The sequence below is a fragment of the Mangrovibacter plantisponsor genome, from assembly GCF_003182475.1.
GTDB lineage: Bacteria > Pseudomonadota > Gammaproteobacteria > Enterobacterales > Enterobacteriaceae > Mangrovibacter > Mangrovibacter plantisponsor.
On record NZ_QGTS01000017.1, the window covers coordinates 46,685 to 66,517 of the forward strand.

The following is a 19,833-nucleotide window of genomic DNA, read 5'->3' on the forward strand; positions in this document are numbered from 1 at the left end:
CGACCCTGTTAAAAAACGAGATTATTATTGACCAGAGAGTTCGGTAGTACGGCGCACCGCCGCCAGCACACTGCTTTGCAAGCCAGCGGCAAAATCACTCTTATTCAGTTCATACAACCCATTGATACCCACTCCGGCTGGTGAGTTGTTGATATCCATTAACTGGCGCGGGTGGCAACCCGATAATTTCAGCATGGAGACAGCACCAACCAGATTTTCCCACACCACTTGTGTTGACTGGGCGCGGGTTAACCCGGCCAGCACACCAGCATCAGCCAGTGCTTCAGCGAAGTAATAAACATAATTCACCCCGGCGACAGCGAACCCGGTAAAGGTGTCTATCAGGCGCTCTTCCAGCAACATGACCTTGCCGAAACTTTCCAGAAAAGGCATTAACGGCGCACTGTCAACGTGAGCGTTAAACGCCACACCGCTGTATCCCAGCCCCGTGTCAGTCAGTGTGTTAGGAATAATTCGTGCCACAGGGCGGTTTTCACCCAGTAGTGATGCCAGACGGGCCAGCGTCACCCCCGCGATAATCGATACCACGGTTGCGCCAGGACTTGCGTGCTGGTTAATCAACTGAGCAACCCCGGGGATATCATCTTGTGGGCGTACGCCGATTACGATGTAATCCGCCGCTGCCAGCGCATCGGGCAAGGCCTGCGTATTGCTTAACCCATAGCGTGCGTTAAGCGTTGCCACCCGCTCAGAGTCGATATCCGATAGCGTAATTGCATCAGGGTTTACGGCTTCGCGTTTCAGCGCCGCGCGAATAATGGCTTCGGTCATCTGACCGGCACCAATAAAGTGAATCTGGCTCATCGTTAATCCTCTGAAGTCACTGCAACAGGATTTAATGACTGCTCTACCAGCGATACCCAAAGACCAATACCGGGGGCAATAAGCTGGTCATTAAAATCGTAATAAGGGTTATGTAATGAAGCACCGGGCGTTGGGCCATCGGCGCCCAACCAGAGGTAAGCCCCCGGGCAGGCTTCGAGCAGGTAGGCAAAATCTTCCGCAGCCATTGAAGGGGGAAGTTGGGTATGCACCTGAGTGATGCCAGGCGTACCGCGTGCCGCACGGGCAAGGGTTTCCGCCTGCTGCGCGTGATTGACAGTAACGGGGTAACCATATTCCCAGTGAATTTCCCCGCGTACCCCAAATGGCCCGGCGAGTTGCTCTACATAATCCGCCATCAGTGCCTGGCACTGCGCGCGTGCGCGCTGGCTCAGGCAGCGCAGCGTTCCGGAAAGTTGCATCGTTTGTGGTACGACATTAATCGCTTCACCAGCCTGGAGTTGTGTCACGCTTATCACCGCACTGTCCAGCGGGGAAAGGCGCCGCGTGGTAATAGTTTGCAACGCCGTAATCAGGTGCGCACCGGCGAGTACCGGGTCGGCGCCTTTTTCTGGCATAGCGGCATGGCACCCAACACCGGTTAGGGTAATAAAGAAGTTATCCTGTGAGGCCATCATTGGCCCCGGGTTCACCGCCACTTCCCCAACAGGCAAACCGGGCCAGTTATGCAATGCGTAAACTGCAGACATCGGGAAGCGGTCAAATAACCCTTCTTCCACCATCAGGCGTCCGCCTCCGGCATTTTCTTCTGCTGGCTGGAAAATAAAACAAACTGTTCCCTGAAACGCCCGGGTCTGGCTTAAATAACGAGCAGCTCCCAGCAAAATTGCGGTATGCCCGTCATGGCCGCAGGCATGCATGGTTCCGGGAGAAGCCGAACACCACGCCACGGTGTTGTTTTCCTGGATGGGAAGCGCGTCGATATCGGCGCGAATACCAATTGCCGGTCCTTCACCATTGCGCAGCACCCCAATAATCCCGGTGCCAGCCATGCCGGTATGCACTTCGAGCCCGAATGTTTCCAGCAATTCACTGATTTTGGCTGAAGTATGAAACTCCTGCAGGCCGATTTCCGGGCAGGCATGAATTTCACGCCGCCAGGTAATCGCCTGCTGAATAATATCTTCGGGAATTGGCTGCATATTTCCTCTGCATTGTCACCGCACAACGCCAGCGCGTTGCACAGGAAAAAATCGGTATAGCGAACAGATACCCTATTCGCTCAATCATCAGGTCAGTAAGTTTCCCTGCAGATATCAGGGTTTGCCGAAATAAATCCGGGCCAGACCTTCTTTGGTTACTTCAATGGCATGCTCAGCACTCAATGAAATATGCTGTTCAATCAGTGCCACGCCTTTTTCAATATCGCGCTGGCGTAATGCGGCAATAATATCGACATGCTCGTCATACGCGTTATTGCGCCTTACGGGGGTTTCTAAATCAATGCGCCGAAAGAAGCGGCTCAATGAATTGAGGCTGTCGAGCATTTCGTATAACCGGCTGTTATGAGAAATACGGGCGATTTCCATATGGAAGCGCTCATCAATTTCAGCAATTTTGGCCCAGTCCTGGTCATTTTGTGGCGGGCGATGCTGGCTTACCTCTTCCCAGATAGCCGTTGTCGCCGCAATCTCGTCGTCAGTTGCCCGCTGGCAGGCAAAGCGAAAAGTGGATTGTTCGATGACCATACGCACTTCGTACAACTCTCTGACGCCTTCAGGTGTCAGATCGCGTGAATAGAACCCTTTATTAGGGACGAAGTTCATGAAGCCATCTTTAGCCAGCCGGTTCAGCGCTTCCCTCACCGGGGTTCGCGACACCCCCAGTTGTGCAGCAAGCTCAACTTCATTCACCCTCTCGCCCGGGCGAAAGTGGTAATCAATCGCCAGTCCTTTCACTTTCTCGTAGACTTTTTCTACGCTGTCGGCGCTACGGGATTTCTTTTTAATAGCAACCACATTATCCCCTTACTTTTTCCCTTAACGTCGCCGCACACATGTGAATAAATAAACCAGCGGCACAGGTTATTTCACCGAATATTTTTATTGATAGCACAGCAAAAAAAACAACTCAACACAAAATTGAATACACTTATTCATAACCTAATAACCTTTGATTATTAAGCATTTTGCATTTTTATTTCCTTGTTAAATCATTACCATGCACCATTTTGCAGCAAGGCTGCTCCAAAATGAATCAAAGTGTATTCACTTTTGCACACAGATATTTTACCCGGCAGTTATCTAACAATGTAAAAAACCATAAGTGCCAAAATTTATTATTTACATTATCTCCATTGTATTTATTCATTAATTTCTTCCTGAACCCATAAAAATACCATGTTGTTTATCAGGTAATGTACTTCCCTGGCACTGTCTTTGCTTAATACACAAGTGTATGCACTTATACATTCACTTTTGGTGCACTACTTTTCGCCTTCACCAGGGAAGCCTCGCAATGCTGCAGAGGCTGAAAAACACCGGCCTTAAGAGCCGGCAACAATAAACCGGAGAACCAACATGAAAAGTCGTTTTGGGCAGAGCATGACTCTGTCAGCATTAACAGGCATGACGTTGTTAGGTTTGGCACACACAGCACTGGCTGATGTGAATATTGGCGCAGTTTTACCCTTAACCGGTACCAGTGCCAGTATTGGTGAAGACCAGCGCCGGGGCATTGAACTGGCGGTGGAAAACATTAACGCTCATGGTGGTGTGGACGGGCAACCGCTGCACGTTATCGTTGAAGATTCTGCCGGTAGCCCGGTTACCGGCCTTAACGCTGTACGTAAACTGACTCAGGTTAACCACGTCCCTCTGGTAGTTGGCAGTTTTTCTTCCAGCGTCACCATCCCTGTTGGGCAATACCTGGTGAAAAACCACCTGCTGCATATCAATATTTCAGGCACCAGCACGGATGTGCGTAAAATTGGCGCAACCTCCTGGAGTGTTATCGGTCTTGATTCCCTTTCAGCCCGCTTTTCCGCCGAAGATGTGCACCAACTCGGTTACAACAAAGTGGCCTTTATTGCCCCGGATGGCGCTTACGGCCAGGGTATGGCGGAGCAGTTCACTAAGGCATTTGAAAAAGCCGGTGGCAAAGTTGTCGCTAAGGTGCTCTACACCAGCGGGCAGCCTTCTTATCGTCGCGAACTGGAGCAGATTTCCCGCGCTCACCCACAAGCCTACGTTTACACCAGCTATGGTCAGGATGCCATAGTGCTGAACCGCGAAGCCTGGGAGTTGGGGCTGAATAAAACCCCCTGGTACGGCATGTATTTAACCATGGCGATAGATGGCTCTCCGGCACAATACACTAACGGCCAGATGGGAATGGAAGTCGCGGGCATTGACCAGAAAGCAGCAGGCAGCAATGGGGAAAATTACGCCACGCTTTACCAGAATAAATTCCATGAAAAACCCCGCTCAGTGTATGGCAGCTATGCCTGGGACAGCGTCATGCTGGCCGCCGCTGCAATCAACAAAGCACACAGTGCTGAACCAGCAGCAATGATTACCGCCATGAAAGCAGTAGCTCCCGGCTTTACCGGCATCACCGGGAAACTGGATCTGGATGCGGATAACCAACGCCAGAGCCAGCCATACCTGAAAGTTAAAGCCAGCAATGGCGCACCGGTTCCCCGGTAACGGGCGGTTTCTTATGCCTGTCTACGCTACATCATTGGGGAGAAATCATGCTGCAGTTTTTGATTGATACATTGATTCGCACGGCGGATTTATCACTGGTCGCGCTGGGATTAAGCCTGGTGTATGGGCTGGTGCGGTTTGCCAACATCGCCCATATGCAATACGCCATGGTTGGCGCATTTATTACAGCGGCCGGGCTTCACCTGGGTATGCCGTTATCACTGGCTATCGTCTTTTCTGCGGTTGTTTGCGGCATGCTCTCCATGGTGTTGCATCACTGGGTATTTCAGCCGTTGTTAAAAAGCGGTACGGCTAACGCCATGATTGGTTCGCTGGCCGTGTCAATGGTGCTGATTGCGCTGGTACTTGGGGTTGAAGGATCGGCCCCGATCAACTACGCCCTGCCGATTGGCGAGCTGTGGCAAATTGGCGATACCCGCGTCGCCTCAGATGAACTCTGGAGCCTGGGGGTCACTGGTGTACTGGTTGCCGTATTCAGTGTGCTGATGTTCAAAACACCACAAGGCCGTGCGATACGCGCTCTGGCAAGCAACCGCGACCTGGCGGCAGCGTCAGGATTAAACGCCAGCGCCATTATCCACAGTGTTAACCTGCTGGCAGGTATGCTGGCGGCCGTGGGTGGAAGCATGCTGGCAATGAATGCCAGTGCCTGGGTCAACCAGGGGAATGACCTGATGCTGCCCGTGCTGGCTGCTGCCATTCTGGGCGGGCTGGGCAACCCCATGGGCGCCATTTTCGGCGCATTGCTTATTGCCAGTACCGAAACCCTTGTGACCAACATTGACTGGAGCTGGCTGTTCGGCGGGGAATTACTGTTTATACCGGTTACCTGGGTCAATGCCTCATCGTTTGTCATTCTGTTACTGGCGCTGTTAGTACGCCCTTACGGCCTGTTTAATCGCGAGGTACGCCGTGTCTGAGTTTTTACTGCATATTTTTTGCCTGGCTGGCATCTATGCCATTGTCGCACTTGCTCTGAATTTACAGGCGGGGTATGCCGGGTTGCTCAACTTTGGCCATATCGTGTTCGTGGGCACTGGTGCGTATGCCATTGGTTTAGGCAGCCAGTTTGGTTTGCCATTGTGGGTAGTAATGCCCGCCGGAATACTGTGCGCCATGGTTATCAGCATCATGATGACGCTGTTGGGACGCCAGTTAACCGCAGATTACTGGGGAATAGCCACACTGGCACTGGCGGAGATTATCCGCATCGCAATCGTCAATGAAGATAGCGTGACTGGCGGAGCACAAGGTATCGGCGGGCTGGTCGCTCCCTGGTCAACCGGTAACAGTGTGGTGGATACCCGCATCTTCGCAGTCATTATTCTGGTGGCCGTTATCCTCGCCACACTGGCCTGCCTGCGCACCGGTTCCAGCCGCTTTGGCCGCGCGCTACGCTTGATGCGCGAACAGCCTCAGTTAGCCATGTGCATGGGGTATTCGCTGCCCTGGCTAAAATGCCGGGCATTGATGAGCAGTGCAGTTATGTGCTGCCTCGCCGGTATGTTGCTGGCCTGGTACACCGATTATGTCAGCCCGGATTACCTGCTCTCTTCAGAGACCTTTCTTATCTGGAGCATGGTGATGATTGGTGGCATCGGGAATGTCCGTGGTGTCCTGTTGGGGGTCTTGTTAGTGGAAGGCCTGTATAACTTCATTCCCTTCGCTAAAGATTATTTCCACATTAGCTCTGATCTGACAGGTGCACTGCGCCTGGGTCTGGTAGGGCTTGCGTTGCTACTGTGCCTGCTGACCAGACCTGCCGGTCTGCTCCCTGAAAAATTAAGGATTCTGTCATGACGCATTTACTCGAAGTGTCTGGCGTCAGCAAAGCTTTTGGTGGCAACCAGGTACTGTCTTCCGTCTCATTTAATGTGGCTAAAGGTGAGATCCTCGGCCTGCTGGGGCCAAATGGCTCCGGGAAAAGTACCCTGCTTAACACAATTTCCGGGTTCACCCGGCCAGATGGCGGAAGCATAACGTTCAACGGGCACCCTATTGCCCGCATGGCAAGCCACCGCATTATTCAGGCGGGGATTGCCCGGACATTCCAGTTGCCCGTCATGCCGGAAAAGATGAGTGTCATGGAAGTGGTGATGGCGGCGGGAACCCGCCAGCACGGGCTGATCAACGGGTTGCTGGGCCTGGCTTCCGGGCGCAAGGCTGAACAGGAAGACAAAGCCCGCGCCAGTGAATTGCTCGAAACCTTGCTGCTGACCAAAGTCAGAGATCTTCCCGCCGCCGCGCTGTCGGGTGGGCAAAAAAAACTGCTGGGTATTGCCTGCGCGCTGATGGGAAACCCGGCGTTGCTGATGCTCGACGAACCGATGGCAGGTGTGCATCCGCAGTTGCGCCAGGAACTGGTGGAAACCCTGGTTCGCCTGAGCCAGCAAGGGATTTCCTTACTGGTCATTGAACACGATATGCACTTTATCAACACCCTGTGCCAGCGCTGTATTGTGCTGGACAGAGGGCAGATTGTCGCCAGTTGTCGCCCGGACGAACTGGCAGAAAACCAGCAAGTGCTGGATGCGTACCTTGGGCGCAGCACAGCGACACTGCAGGAGGCCGTATGATAACGCTGGAAAACGTGGTTGCGGGTTACACACCCGGTATCGATATTCTCCACGGCATTTCATTACACGTTGCGCAGGCAGAAATTGTCACGCTGCTCGGGCCGAATGGTTGCGGCAAGTCTACATTACTGAAATCGATTGCCGGTTTCGTCTCCCCCCGCGAAGGGCGGGTCGATATTGAAGGGCGTGAAACGGCGAAAATTCCGGTACACCGCAAAATTCGCGAATGTTCTCTGGGGTTTGTTCCGCAACTGGATAACGTCTTCAACAACCTGACTGTTGCAGAGAACCTGCAAACAGGTGGGCAATTTTTACCGCCGGGGCAGCGCCGGCAACGCATGGCACAACTGGCAGAACATTACCCGGTGTTGCACAAGAAATGGCACTCCCCGGCATCTGCGCTTTCTGGTGGGGAACGGCAAATTCTTGCACTGGCCCGGGCACTAATGCCATCGCCTTCCGTGCTGCTGCTTGATGAGCCCTCTGCCGGGCTGTCACCGAAAATGCTTACCGAAGTGTTCAGCGCCATTCAAACCATTCGCCGTCAGGAGAAAGTCACTATTCTGATGGTGGAACAAAATGCCATGGAAGCGCTGCATATCTCTGACCGGGCGTATGTGCTGGCGTTGGGAAAAGTGGCAATGCAGGGTAAAGCCCGGGATCTGCTTAACGACCCGCAGATGCGGGAACTGTACTTTGGCGGCCGTGCTGCCTGACAGGAAAAGTAACAAAAACAGAAGGAATACATCATGCCGATTACCCCGGTTATCGACCACGCAGTAATCAATGTCGATGACGAACTGAATCAGGCACAACACGTGTTTCAACGGATGGGCTTCCAGCTCAGTGAGCGGGGCCATCACTCTATGGGCTCCAGCAACCACCTGGCGATATTCAGAGATAACTACCTGGAGCTGCTGGGTTATGAAGCTGACAGGCAAACTGCGTCACGCGGTTTGTGGCAAGTTGCTCCGGGTCTTGCTGGCCTTGTCTGGAAAACGGCAGATGCCAGTGCAGTATGGCAACATTTACAACAATGCGGGCTGGAGGGAGAGCCTCCTACAGCATTTTCCCGGCCGGTTACCCTGCCCGACGGCAGTACCACCGAAGCGCGCTTTTGTATCACCCGGATTCGTGGCAGCGCACTGGATTATGGCTTCAGTTTTTTCTGTGAACAGCAAACACCTGAAGCCGTGTGGCAACCCGCCTGGCAGGTTCACCCAAACACGGTGCAGGCACTGACAGCGTTTGTGATTGCCTCACCTCAGCCAGTACAAACGTTGGCGTTATACCGCCAGTTGTTTAACTGTGTGCCACGTATGGATGCGCAGGGCGGCTATGTTCTTGATTCGGGTACCTGCCGCCTGCGGGTTATCAGCCATGACCAGGCTGGCCTGGAATTTGCGCTGCCGCCAGCCGGGCAAAATGCCCCCGCTAAAATGGTGGCGCTGTGTTTCCAGGTTGCCTCATTGAACCAACTCAGGCAGAGCCTTACCCAGGGCGATATACAGTGGCGGGAGCAGGATAACGCACTACTGGTTACACAACAGCAGGCACAGTGGCTGGCGATGCGTTTCCATCTCTAAATCATAGTGGCTTCACTGGGCGGTAGTGTTGCACCGTCGCCCAGTGTGCGCTGCATTAATACGGTATCCACCCAGCGCCCATGCTTAAACCCTACAGATTGCAGCGTCCCAACCAGGTTAAACCCCAGGCTCTGGTGCAGGCGCAAAGATGCCTGATTTTCGCTATTACCAATCACCGCCAGTAACTGCCGGTAACCTGCCTGCTCTACCAGGCTAATGGCATGAGATAACAACGCCCGGCCAAGCCCCTGCCCACCATGTTGGTGATGAATATAAACAGAATCTTCCAGGGTAAAACGGTAAGCATGGCGCGGGCGATATGGCGCCAGGTAGCAATAACCCAGCACTTGCTCACCTTCCAGTGCCACCAGCCAGGGTGTACCGTGAGACTGCACTTTTGCCAGCCTGCCCACCATTTCAGTAACATCCGGCGGCGTTGTTTCAAATGAAGCGATGCCATGCTCAACATGCCAGGCGTAAATCGCACAAATTTGCGCGACATGTTGCTGTTGTGCGGGAATTATTTTCATGTTTTGCTCACAGGAATTATGCAGGCCTTCAGAGTGCCATGTTTAGGGTATTCCAGACAGCCTGTATTGCTTATGCACGCTATAAGGAAGCCTTTGATGACCGCTCTTAATCTGGATCATCTGCATACGTTTTGCCTGGTGGCCCGCTACGGCAGTTTTTCCTCAGCCGCCAACCTGTTGGGGTTGTCTCAGCCCGCGGTAAGCCAGCAAATTCGCCAACTGGAGCAATGGTTTGCCACGCGCCTGCTTGAACGTACAGCCAGAGGTATGAAACCCACGCCTGCGGGCCAGGTTCTACTGGAGTTATCACCACAACTGGAACATATCGTTGCTGATATTCAGGCTCAGGTTGCCAATTGTAGTGGTATTGCCCGTGGCATTGTCTCTCTGGGAATGGGGGCTACCGCCTGTATTCACCTGATGCCGCCAGTGCTGCAGGCACTTCGCCAGTCTCACCCTCAACTCACCGTCAGTATCCGCACCGGTAATACGCAGGAGATTATCCGCGCCGTAGAAGAAAACCGGCTGGATGCCGGGTTAGTGACGCTCCCTGCCGACAGCCGCAACATAGCGCTGACCCCTCTATGTGACGATGAATTCTTCGCTATTGGCCCGTATGAAGAGGCTCGGGACAAGGTACTTTCCCCGCTAACGCCCGAAACACTGAGCCAACACCCACTGATTATCTTCGAGCCAGGCAGCAGTACCCGCAAATGCATTGATGGCTGGTTCTCCGAAGCAGGCTTCGGGTTACAGCCTGTGATGGAATTAGGCAGTATCGAGGCCATAAAAAGCCTGGTGCGCGCTGGTATGGGTTACAGTATTGTTCCCGCGATGGCCATCACTCAGCCAGAACCCGGCATCACCAGCCAGCCGTTAACGCCCCGGCTTTCGCGCACGCTGGCACTGGCCTTACGCCAGGATAAGCCCCTGAACCACGGTATGAATGCACTGCTCAGCGCACTAAAAAACGCTGTCCTGCCGGTTAACCCGGTGTGACGCTTCACAACCGGGCATTACCACGTTAGGTTATGCTTAACGTTCCCCTGACTGAAGCTGAATATGACTGTGCTGCTTAATGAATTTAATCAACCTGTTGGCGCACCACTCACTGGCTGGCAAGGCTGCCCGTTACCGCAACACTGTAATCTGCAGGGCCACTACTGCCACCTGGTCCCGCTGAATGCAGCGAGCCACAGTGAGCAACTCTATGCTGCATGGCTTCAGGCAGAAGATGACCGGGGCTGGACCTGGCTACCCGCCGGGCCATTCCCAGACTTCGCCTCATTTAACCAATTTATTATTCAGGCTGCCGAAAGCCGGGATCCTCTGCACTATGCGGTAATTGACAACGCAAGTGGTGAAGCAACGGGAAGCCTGGCGTTAATGCGCCAGGACCCGAAAAACGGCGTTATCGAAGTGGGTTCCGTTATTTTTTCACCCCGCCTGCAGCACACCACCGCCGCAACAGAAGCCCACGCGCTACTGATGCAGTACGTGTTTAATACGCTGGGTTACCGGCGCTATGAATGGAAGTGTGATTCCCTGAATGCACCTTCCCGCCGGGCAGCGGAACGGCTGGGTTTCACGTTTGAAGGTATTTTCCGCCAGGCCATTGTCTATAAAGGGCGCAACCGGGATACCGCCTGGTTTTCGCTGCTTGATAGCGAGTGGCCGCAAGTTCATGATGCCCTGAGCGCCTGGTTATCACCGGGTAATTTTGATGAACACGGGAAGCAACGCCAGGCACTGAGCGCACTGCGTGCCTGCCAGCAAAAACCGCAGGAGCAGCAAGCATGACCACCACAATTCGGGGCGCCCGCCCGGAAGATGAAGCCGCCTGGCGCGCTTTATGGCAGGGTTACACCACATTTTATGGCAGTGACATCCCTGAACCGGTTACCCGATACACCTGGCAACGGGCTCTGGACCCGGCGTCCCCATTAGGAATTCGGCTGGCAGTTTGTAATGAACAGATTGCCGGTTTTAGCCTGTATGTGACCCATGAAGGCTCATGGGTCACCACCCCGGTGTGTTACCTCGAAGACTTATTTGTTGACCCTGCTGTACGTGGGCAGGGGCTGGGGCGGGCGCTGATTGATGACCTGATTCACCAGGCTCTGCAAAACAACTGGTCCCGGCTCTACTGGCATACTCGTGAGGGGAACCCTGCGCGAAAACTGTATGACCAGTTTACCCAGGCCGATGACTATGTGCGTTACCAGCTTGCTATGCCTGCCAACTCTTAATAGCGTGTGGTTCGGTCTGGCGGGAAATATTCAACATTGCCCGGTATGACGGATAGCAATGAGTGTAACTGCGCAATAAACAGTAATTACTTTTCATGCCAGATTAATCTCAACATCTCTGAAATGATAATTTTTATGCCCATGATAAATTTAATAAAAAAACATCTTATTAAAACCACGGCATCCATTAATAAGTTTTTGATTGTTCTTTTTTTATTATCGGGAACCGGGTGTGTTGCTGACCGAACCACCACCGCACAGGACATAGCCCAAAAAGGACAGCTAACCGAAAAAGTTGTCGTCACTCCTGAGTTTAGTTTTCTTACCTGGCAACGTATAAATACACCATCACAGCCACTTACTATTTATATTGAAGGCGATGGTCTGGCATGGATTTCACGCTACCAGCCATCATCTGACCCTACGCCGAAAAACCCCGTCGCACTGCGGCTGGCTGCGCTGGATCCCGGGAATAATGTGGTATATATCGCCCGCCCCTGCCAGTACATTGGCGTAGGCAGTAACCCTGCCTGCCAGATACCTTACTGGACAAGCAAGCGGTTTTCTGCGGATGTGATTAACGCGATGTCCGAAGCAATTGACAAGGTTAAACAAAGTACCTCAGCAACTAAAATTCAATTAGTGGGTTATTCAGGTGGCGGTACAGTTGCTGCATTATTAGCTGAACAACGTAAGGATGTATTATCTTTGCGCACTGTAGCGGGTTACCTTGATATTGAATATGTGAATCAGTTACATCATGTATCGCCAATGCCCGATTCGCTTAACCCAGCCGATGATGCGGGTAAATTAGCACTTACTCCTCAAATTCATTTTAGTGGTGCACTTGATACGCTCATTACCCCTGAAGTTGCCCGGCGTTTTACCCGGCAAACGGGTGGCAGTTGTGCGCACGCTGTGCTGGTTCCCGGAATGACGCATCAGGGCCCATGGGAAACACAGTGGCTCTATTTACTCCAACAGAAACCTGAATGCAGCAATAGAGAACAATAAGAATTTATCCGGGGCAATCATTGACAAGCCATTCAGACATAAAGCCGCTTAATGTAGTAATCACTTCAGGCCTGGTGCCATTTTTCAACACCAGGCCATGTTATTACAGGGCCGCGGCTATCGCTTCCCCCAGCTCAGTAGTGCTGGCTGTTCCACCCAGGTCACGGGTCAGGCAATGCCCTTCTGCCAGCGTTTTTTCTATTGCCTGCAAAACTGCGGCTCCAGCTTCAGCGTAGCCCAAATGCTCCAGCATCATTGCGCCACACCAAATCTGGCCAATCGGGTTGGCGACACCTTTACCGGCAATATCTGGCGCAGAACCATGTACCGGTTCAAACAGGCTGGGGAAACGGCGCTCTGGGTTGATGTTGGCAGAAGGGGCAATACCGATAGTGCCAGTACAGGCCGGGCCAAGGTCTGAAAGAATATCGCCAAACAGATTACTGGCAACCACCACATCGAACCAGTCAGGGTGTAAAACAAAATTCGCAGTAAGAATATCAATATGGAATTTATCTACAGATACCGACGGGTACTGCTGTGCTATCTCTGCCACACGGCTGTCCCAGTAGGGCATAGTGATCGCGATACCATTCGATTTAGTGGCCGATGTCAGGTGTTTTTTCGGGCGGCACTGAGCCAGCTCGAACGCGAATTTCACTACGCGATCCACGCCGGTTCGCGTCATTACGGTTTCCTGAATCACCACTTCCCGTTCAGTACCAGGAAACATCGTGCCACCGACACTGGAATATTCTCCTTCGGTGTTTTCCCGCACCACATAGAAATCGATATCGCCCGGTTGCCGGTTTGCCAGAGGCGCTTTCACACCAGGCATTAAACGTACTGGCCGCAAATTTACATACTGGTCAAACTCCCGGCGAAACTGGAGTAAAGACTCCCACAACGACACGTGATCCGGCACGACATCCGGCCAGCCCACAGCACCAAAATAGATGGCATCACAGGCCTGTAACTGTTCACGCCAGTTATCCGGCAACATTTTGCCATGCTGCTGCCAGTATTCCGCACTGGCGAAGTCATGCCATTGCCATTCCAGAGGGATTGAGAATTTACTGGCAGCCGCGTTCATCACCCGAACGCCCTCCGGCATCACTTCCTTGCCTATACCATCTCCGGGAATTACTGCGATTTTATGAACAGCCATTGCATGCACCTTTGGGTTGTTTATGCCTGTATTGCAGTATATGTTTTCATTTCAGGTTAATAATTGGCTTAAAATGAAATCCAATGTTTCTTAAAAGTAAAGAAACCAGAACTTCAACAGACGATATGGCATTCTTCATGCGCCTTGCTTCTGCCGGGAGCCTGACGGAGGCCGCCCGGGAAATGGGGTTATCTTTGCCTGCGGTCAGTAAGCGCCTGCGGTTACTCGAAGAGCGCCTTGGGGTGCAGTTGCTGCACAGAACCACTCGCCGTATCGAACTGACACCAGAAGGCAAAAGCTACTTTGAAGGCGCCCGGCCTTTGCTGGACCAGTTACTCGAACTGGAAGACAGAATCAGCAGCCAAAACCCAATGTTACGCGGGTCGCTCAACATTAATGCGTCATTTGGTTTTGGGCGGCGTTTTGTTGCACCCTGTTTATCGCGTTTTGCCGCCCTTCACCCGCAACTGAATATCACACTGCAACTCACCAGCCAGCCGCTTAATTTCCTTGATGCACAAATGGATATTGATATCCGGGTTGGTGAGCCGCCGGATGCCCGGCTGGTGGCCCGCAAGCTACGCGATAACCCGCGAGTGCTGTGTTGTTCGCCAGGTTATGCCGCACAGCATGGGTTGCCTGCCAGTGTAAACGACTTGGCAAAGCACAGTTGTATTCTGCTTAAGCAATTTGACAGTGATTTTGCTTTGTGGCGCATGAGCCGGGGAAAGCAGGCCATCAGCCAGAAAGTTCACGGCCACCTGGTGACCAATGATGGTGAAGTCGCCATGAGAATGGCAATCGACGGGCACGGCATTTTGCTGCGTTCCTGGTGGGACGCAGGGCCCAGTATTGCCTGCGGTGAACTGGTACATGTCCTACCGGAATGGCAGGCTACTGGCGGGAACATTTACGCAGTCTGGCTCCCTCAGCGCACGCCCCATAACCGGATTACTGCGTTTGTGGAGTACCTGGCTGCACAACTGCAAGGCGATGCCGGGCAACATCTGCCAGGCAGGCTCACTAACTGAATGGTTAGTTGCCAGCCAGCGCCTGGGCACACGCCCACGCGGAACTCCACGCCCACTGGAAGTTGTAACCACCCAGCCAGCCGGTGACATCAACCACTTCACCAATAAAATAGAGCCCGGGCACTGTGCGGGCTTCCATGGTACGGGAAGAAAGCGCATGGGTATCGACGCCGCCAAGCGTTACTTCGGCAGTACGGTAACCTTCGGTGCCATTTGGCACCACTTCCCACTGCGACAGTTGTGCGACCAGCTCCGCCTGCTGGCGTGAATTAAGCTGTTTCAGAGTGACATCCGGCACCAATCCCAGTGACATCAGCACTTCGATTAACCGCTTTGGTAATAACATGGCCAGGGTGTTTTTCAGGCTCTGGTTCGGGTGCGCCTGGCGTTGTTCATCCAGTAGTGCATCCACACCACCATCGGGGGCCAGGTTAACCATGACCGGTTCACCAGCCCGCCAGTAACTGGAAATTTGCAGCACTGCCGGGCCAGACATGCCCCGGTGCGTGAACAAAATATTTTCACGAAATTGCGTGCCATCCTGCGCGGTTACCACCGAAGGGAGCGATACCCCGGACAAAGTTTGCAACTGTTCCAGCAAGGGTTTATGCAGCGTGAATGGCACCAGGCCTGCCCGGGTAGGCAATACGGGGAGGCCAAACTGCTCAGCGACTTTATAGCCAAAAGGAGAGGCTCCCAGACCGGGCATAGACAAGCCGCCACTGGCAACCACCAGCTTGTTTGCGTGAATTTCCGCGCCATTAAGCTGCAGCGTATAGCCCTGCTCATTGCGTTCAATAGTTAACACTTCACTGCGTAACCGCAATGTCACGTTACCCTGCTGGCACTCATCAAGCAGCATGGTGACAATTTGTTCTGCTGAATCATCACAAAATAACTGCCCCAGCGTCTTTTCATGCCAGGCAATACCATGGCGGGAAACCATGTCGATAAAATCCCATTGGGTATAGCGTGCCAGAGCAGATTTGCAAAAATGGGGGTTTGAGCTCAAATAGGCCGCAGGTTCGATATAAAGGTTAGTAAAGTTGCAACGACCACCACCAGACATAAGAATTTTTCTGCCTGGTTTTTTTCCGTTGTCCAGTACCATGACGCGCAAACCCGCCTGCCCGGCCTGAGCCGCGCAAAATAACCCGGCCGCACCCGCGCCAATCACCACCACATCGAATTGTTCCACGCTTTCCCCCTGTTTTATCTGGCGGCGAATTGTAAAGATAGTCCGTTAATCACACCAGCACAAAAGCCAATCTTTCAGATATCCCATTGAATTATTACAAGTTAATGACAGTCAGCGAAAAAAGCGACGCAATTTAAATCAAAAAAAGTCTATTTTCACTTTGCCCCCGGCGCAGTTGTCCTGGATAATGCGCCGCGTTCATGTCCACAGAATGGCTTAACGTCTATGCTACATCTCTTTGCAGACCTGGATTTGCATACCGGGTTGTTATTGGTTCTCGCACTGGCCTTCGTGTTGTTCTACGAAGCCATCAATGGTTTTCACGATACCGCAAACGCTGTCGCCACCGTCATTTATACGCGTGCGATGCGTTCACAGCTGGCTGTTATGATGGCTGCGGTATTTAACTTCTTCGGCGTCCTGTTGGGCGGGCTGAGTGTTGCTTATGCCATCGTTCACATGCTGCCAACAGACTTATTATTGAATGTAGGTTCCGCACACGGTCTTGCCATGGTGTTTTCCATGTTGCTTGCCGCCATTATCTGGAACCTTGGCACCTGGTACTTTGGATTACCGGCATCCAGCTCTCATACTCTGATCGGCGCCATTATAGGTATTGCCCTGACGAACGCCCTGATGACTGGTACATCTGTTGTGGATGCACTCAATATTCCAAAAGTTATCAATATTTTTGCCTCCCTAATCGTTTCTCCAATTGTCGGCCTGGTTCTGGCGGGCGGGCTGGTGTATTTATTGCGCCGCTACTGGAACGGCACCAAAAAGCGCCGCCGTGTCCACTTAACGCCTGCTGAGCGCGAAAAGCAGGATGGTAAAAAAAGGCCTCCATTCTGGACGCGTATCGCTCTGATTGTTTCTGCTATTGGCGTTAGTTTCTCCCATGGCGCGAACGACGGGCAGAAAGGTATCGGGCTGATTATGCTGGTTCTGATTGGCGTGGCCCCTGCCGGTTTTGTGGTAAACATGAATTCAACAGGTTACGACATCACCCGTACCCGGGATGCCGTCACTAACGTCGAACTCTACTTCCAGCAGCATGGTGAAGCATTTAAACATGTCATTGATATGGCTCCTCCGGCTAATCTGGAGCCAATCCCGGGTGAAGCCCATGAGTTCCATTGCGATGCCAGCCGTGCTGTGTTTGCGCTGGATACTGCCAAAGGCCTGTTAGCCAACCTCGACAGCTATGAAAAATTGAGCCTGGAGCAACGCAGCCATTTACGCCGTATGATGCTGTGTATTGCCGATACGACAGACAAAGTGGCTAATCTGCCGGAAACCAACTCCGACGATAAACGCTACCTCAAGAAACTCAAAGGCGACATGCTGAGCACCATCGAATACGCGCCCATCTGGATTATTATGGCGGTAGCGCTGGCTCTGGGTATCGGTACCATGATTGGCTGGCGCCGTGTTGCCACCACTATTGGTGAGAAAATCGGTAAGAAAGGCATGACTTACGCACAAGGGATGTCTGCACAGATGACCGCGGCGGTTTCCATCGGTATTGCCAGCTACACCGGCATGCCAGTGTCCACCACCCACGTGTTGTCGTCTTCTGTTGCCGGTACCATGCTGGTTGATGGCGGCGGGTTACAAAGCCGCACGGTTAAAAGCATTCTGATGGCATGGATATTTACTCTTCCTGCTGCCATTCTGCTTTCCGGCTGCCTGTACTGGCTGTCACTGCACCTGATCTGATTTTAAGATTTCGCCATAAGCGGGCTGTAAGGCCCGCTTCATATTGATGAAAAAGAAGGAAAAAACGTGGTTTTTCCTTCTTTTTAGTTAGTAGCCGAAAATCAATGAATTGATTTTCCTTGTTTTTAATTGGGTGACACCCTCTGGTTCTGTGCGGAAATGAGGATTGTCATCGGCCATAAGCGGGCTGTAAGGCCCGCTTAATCTTACCCTTTCAGCACACATTCCATTCAGCTCAGTGCCAGATAGCCAACCCCACCAGGCTTACAATCACTAAACCACACAGCGAACTTGTCAGGATAAACTGGCGGCGAACCCGTTCACAGCGGCGAATAAATTCATCGTCATGATGGTCTGAATACCGTCTGGCATAAATGTATCTCACCAGGCGCATTTGTTTGCTTGGTTGACCATGTGATGTGAAGAACCCACCACCATCAACGTACTGATACAGTAAAGGATCACAGCCTCGTAGCACCACCAGTAACGCACGTAACGATGAGAAGTAACGCGCCATATTGATGACACATACGACACACAACGCCCAAAACAACGCAATGGTGCTGATCATACATCCTCCCCGGCGATTTTCCGGCCACTCCGGACAATATCGCTCCCCAAAAACAGACAGTCAGCAAAAGGGTCAGTGAGCTACAGGCGCCCAGCCATAATAGGTATATCGGCATGCCTTATTAAATAGTGTAGGTCGCAGGTTGTTTTTTTTTCCATACAACAAACCGATAACAACCGCACAAAACAGGTAATTGATTGTTATATATCAACCTGGCGCAAATTGACTGCGTGACTGTCGCGCTATAATGTAGTTAAGGATTCAGTACCTGAGGTCATTACGCTGGAAGTCGCTCCCGTAAACCAGCCGGGCTGGTACGGGCGCACAGGAGACCAAAATTGCCTGGGTTGTTCTCCTGTCCATGTGTTCATCGACAGCTTATGGAAGGAATAACATTATGGCTTACAAACATATTCTGATTGCGGTAGATCTTTCTCCGGAAAGCAAAGTTCTGGTTGAAAAAGCGGTATCCATGGCCCGCCCCTACAATGCGAAAATCTCGCTGATCCACGTCGACGTAAACTACTCAGACTTATACACAGGTCTTATTGATGTGAACCTGGGCGATATGCAGAAACGGATCTCCGAAGAAACTCATCACGCTCTGACTGAATTGTCCACCGGCGCAAACTACCCGATTACTGAAACCCTGAGTGGCAGTGGTGATCTGGGCCAGGTTCTGGTGGATGCCATTCGTAAATATGACGTTGACCTTGTGGTATGCGGCCATCATCAGGACTTCTGGAGCAAACTGATGTCTTCAGCGCGCCAGCTTATCAATACTGTTCATGTCGATATGCTGATTGTGCCGCTCAATGACGACGACGACGAAGAAGCATAACGGGTAATATGCCTTAAACATAAAGCGCACCCTTGCCACTGCGGCAAGGGTGTTTTTTCAGGCGAGTGGTGTTCCGGGGTAAATATCAAAGCGGTGGTTTTTGGTGGTGATAGCGGAACGGGTTTCGACACCCGCCAGCGCCGGGGCATAATCCGGGCGTTTCACGACCACCCGTTTAGTTGCCAGCCGTTGTGCAGGGGCCAGCAACGCATCAGCATCGTCGTCTGCGCCCACCAGTGACTGAAACACCCGCATCTCTTTTTTTACCAGTGCACTTTTTTGCTTATGGGGATACATCGGGTCGAGGTAAACCACCTGCGGGCGGGGTTCCAGCCCTTCCAGTGCTGTCAGGCTCGAACCGTGGATCAGTGCCAGCCGTTCACGCAACCAGCCACCAATTTCCGGGTCCTGGTAACCACGATTCAGGCCATCATCCAGCAAAGCAGCCACCACCGGGTGGCGTTCCAGCATCCTCACATGGCAGCCGACAGAGGCCAGCACAAAGGCATCGCGCCCAAGCCCTGCTGTCGCATCCACTACATCAGGTAAATAGTCACCTTTCACGCCAACCGCTTTTGCAACCGCTTCCCCTCGCCCGCCGCCAAATTTGCGCCGGTGAGCCATCGCGCCAGCAACAAAGTCGACATAAATACCGCCAAGCTTTGGCTCATCCCGCTTGCGTAATTCCAGGTGAGAAGCAGTCAGTACCAGTGCCATGGCATTATTTTCATCGTGGGTTAACCCCCAGCGAGCCGCCAGAACAGATAAGGCGCCGGGATCGGCGCCTGTTTCAGCTAACAAACAAATGTTCACTGTTA

21 protein-coding genes are annotated in these 19,833 nt (G+C 52.5%); 13 read left to right on the forward strand and 8 right to left on the reverse strand.

All coding sequences use genetic code 11. The features are described 5' to 3' along the window. Nucleotides 1-24: 24 nt before the first annotated feature. The 3 genes from DES37_RS21605 to DES37_RS21615 form a co-directional block, all read right to left on the reverse strand. Nucleotides 25-825: a pyrroline-5-carboxylate reductase family protein gene (locus DES37_RS21605; protein WP_036114281.1), complete on the reverse strand. Its 801-nt coding sequence runs from the start codon at nucleotides 823-825 to the stop codon at nucleotides 25-27. A 2-nt stretch (nucleotides 826-827) separates the two neighbouring features. After that, nucleotides 828-2,006: a M20 aminoacylase family protein gene (locus tag DES37_RS21610; RefSeq protein ID WP_036114283.1), complete on the reverse strand. Its 1,179-nt coding sequence runs from the start codon at nucleotides 2,004-2,006 to the stop codon at nucleotides 828-830. A 114-nt stretch (nucleotides 2,007-2,120) separates the two neighbouring features. After that, nucleotides 2,121-2,822, reverse strand: coding sequence for a GntR family transcriptional regulator (locus tag DES37_RS21615; RefSeq protein ID WP_036114286.1), 702 nt, complete (start codon nucleotides 2,820-2,822; stop codon nucleotides 2,121-2,123). 561 nt (nucleotides 2,823-3,383) lie between these two features. Between DES37_RS21615 and DES37_RS21620 the strand changes: the two genes are divergently transcribed. Genes DES37_RS21620 through DES37_RS21645 form a run of 6 tightly spaced genes read left to right on the forward strand, consistent with a single transcriptional unit; the run spans nucleotide 3,384 to nucleotide 8,694 of the window. Then, nucleotides 3,384-4,511: an ABC transporter substrate-binding protein gene (locus tag DES37_RS21620; protein ID WP_036114289.1), complete on the forward strand. Its 1,128-nt coding sequence runs from the start codon at nucleotides 3,384-3,386 to the stop codon at nucleotides 4,509-4,511. A gap of 47 nt (nucleotides 4,512-4,558) precedes the next feature. Next, nucleotides 4,559-5,452 (forward strand): branched-chain amino acid ABC transporter permease, encoded by an 894-nt coding sequence (locus DES37_RS21625; protein WP_036114292.1) that lies wholly within the window; start codon nucleotides 4,559-4,561, stop codon nucleotides 5,450-5,452. Beyond that, complete coding sequence (locus DES37_RS21630) at nucleotides 5,445-6,332, forward strand: branched-chain amino acid ABC transporter permease (protein ID WP_036114296.1); 888 nt, start codon at nucleotides 5,445-5,447, stop codon at nucleotides 6,330-6,332. The genes DES37_RS21625 and DES37_RS21630 overlap by 8 nt, the downstream gene beginning before the upstream one ends. Further along, nucleotides 6,329-7,108 carry an ABC transporter ATP-binding protein gene (locus DES37_RS21635; RefSeq protein WP_110027854.1) on the forward strand — a complete coding sequence of 260 codons (780 nt, stop codon included), beginning with the start codon at nucleotides 6,329-6,331 and terminating at the stop codon, nucleotides 7,106-7,108. The genes DES37_RS21630 and DES37_RS21635 overlap by 4 nt, the downstream gene beginning before the upstream one ends. Beyond that, nucleotides 7,105-7,824 carry an ABC transporter ATP-binding protein gene (locus DES37_RS21640; RefSeq protein WP_036114300.1) on the forward strand — a complete coding sequence of 240 codons (720 nt, stop codon included), beginning with the start codon at nucleotides 7,105-7,107 and terminating at the stop codon, nucleotides 7,822-7,824. Before DES37_RS21635 ends, DES37_RS21640 begins: the two co-directional genes overlap by 4 nt. Nucleotides 7,825-7,857: 33 nt before the next feature. Then, the gene (locus DES37_RS21645) at nucleotides 7,858-8,694 is read left to right on the forward strand and encodes a VOC family protein (RefSeq protein ID WP_110027855.1); all 837 of its coding nucleotides are present in this window, start codon (nucleotides 7,858-7,860) and stop codon (nucleotides 8,692-8,694) included. Here DES37_RS21645 and DES37_RS21650 read toward each other — a convergent pair. Continuing rightward, on the reverse strand, nucleotides 8,691-9,224 hold the full coding sequence (locus tag DES37_RS21650; RefSeq protein WP_110027856.1) for a GNAT family N-acetyltransferase: 534 nt from the start codon (nucleotides 9,222-9,224) through the stop codon (nucleotides 8,691-8,693). The two genes, DES37_RS21645 and DES37_RS21650, sit on opposite strands and share 4 nt — an antisense overlap. Before the next feature lie 96 nt (nucleotides 9,225-9,320). On the opposite strand from DES37_RS21650, the gene DES37_RS21655 reads away from it, so the two are divergent. From DES37_RS21655 to DES37_RS21670, 4 genes are all read left to right on the forward strand, one after another. Continuing rightward, the gene (locus DES37_RS21655) at nucleotides 9,321-10,223 is read left to right on the forward strand and encodes a LysR family transcriptional regulator (RefSeq protein WP_110027857.1); all 903 of its coding nucleotides are present in this window, start codon (nucleotides 9,321-9,323) and stop codon (nucleotides 10,221-10,223) included. A 63-nt stretch (nucleotides 10,224-10,286) separates the two neighbouring features. Beyond that, nucleotides 10,287-11,024: a GNAT family N-acetyltransferase gene (locus tag DES37_RS21660; RefSeq protein ID WP_110027858.1), complete on the forward strand. Its 738-nt coding sequence runs from the start codon at nucleotides 10,287-10,289 to the stop codon at nucleotides 11,022-11,024. After that, nucleotides 11,021-11,473, forward strand: a complete 453-nt coding sequence (locus DES37_RS21665; protein ID WP_110027859.1) for a GNAT family N-acetyltransferase — start codon at nucleotides 11,021-11,023, stop codon at nucleotides 11,471-11,473. Before DES37_RS21660 ends, DES37_RS21665 begins: the two co-directional genes overlap by 4 nt. Before the next feature lie 141 nt (nucleotides 11,474-11,614). Further along, nucleotides 11,615-12,487 (forward strand): dienelactone hydrolase family protein, encoded by an 873-nt coding sequence (locus tag DES37_RS21670; protein WP_211320575.1) that lies wholly within the window; start codon nucleotides 11,615-11,617, stop codon nucleotides 12,485-12,487. A 103-nt stretch (nucleotides 12,488-12,590) separates the two neighbouring features. Here DES37_RS21670 and DES37_RS21675 read toward each other — a convergent pair whose 3' ends face one another. Continuing rightward, complete coding sequence (locus DES37_RS21675) at nucleotides 12,591-13,655, reverse strand: tartrate dehydrogenase (protein ID WP_110027860.1); 1,065 nt, start codon at nucleotides 13,653-13,655, stop codon at nucleotides 12,591-12,593. Between the two features lie 83 nt (nucleotides 13,656-13,738). Between DES37_RS21675 and DES37_RS21680 the strand changes: the two genes are divergently transcribed. Then, entirely contained in the window at nucleotides 13,739-14,686 is a 948-nt protein-coding gene (locus DES37_RS21680) for a LysR family transcriptional regulator (RefSeq protein WP_110027861.1), read from the forward strand. A 4-nt stretch (nucleotides 14,687-14,690) separates the two neighbouring features. Here the strand turns inward: DES37_RS21680 and DES37_RS21685 are convergent, their stop codons facing one another. Continuing rightward, nucleotides 14,691-15,884 (reverse strand): BaiN/RdsA family NAD(P)/FAD-dependent oxidoreductase, encoded by a 1,194-nt coding sequence (locus DES37_RS21685; protein WP_110027862.1) that lies wholly within the window; start codon nucleotides 15,882-15,884, stop codon nucleotides 14,691-14,693. A 225-nt stretch (nucleotides 15,885-16,109) separates the two neighbouring features. Between DES37_RS21685 and pitA the strand changes: the two genes are divergently transcribed. Then, nucleotides 16,110-17,603: an inorganic phosphate transporter PitA gene (pitA, locus tag DES37_RS21690; RefSeq protein WP_036114324.1), complete on the forward strand. Its 1,494-nt coding sequence runs from the start codon at nucleotides 16,110-16,112 to the stop codon at nucleotides 17,601-17,603. 235 nt (nucleotides 17,604-17,838) lie between these two features. Here pitA and uspB read toward each other — a convergent pair whose 3' ends face one another. Next, nucleotides 17,839-18,174: a universal stress protein UspB gene (gene uspB / locus DES37_RS21695; RefSeq protein WP_036114327.1), complete on the reverse strand. Its 336-nt coding sequence runs from the start codon at nucleotides 18,172-18,174 to the stop codon at nucleotides 17,839-17,841. Between the two features lie 397 nt (nucleotides 18,175-18,571). On the opposite strand from uspB, the gene uspA reads away from it, so the two are divergent. Further along, a complete protein-coding gene (gene uspA, locus DES37_RS21700) occupies nucleotides 18,572-19,015 on the forward strand; it encodes a universal stress protein UspA (RefSeq protein WP_036114329.1) in 444 nt (147 codons plus the stop codon). Between the two features lie 57 nt (nucleotides 19,016-19,072). Here uspA and rsmJ read toward each other — a convergent pair whose 3' ends face one another. Further along, nucleotides 19,073-19,828, reverse strand: a complete 756-nt coding sequence (rsmJ, locus tag DES37_RS21705; RefSeq protein ID WP_110027863.1) for a 16S rRNA (guanine(1516)-N(2))-methyltransferase RsmJ — start codon at nucleotides 19,826-19,828, stop codon at nucleotides 19,073-19,075. Between the last annotated feature and the right edge of the window lie 5 nt (nucleotides 19,829-19,833).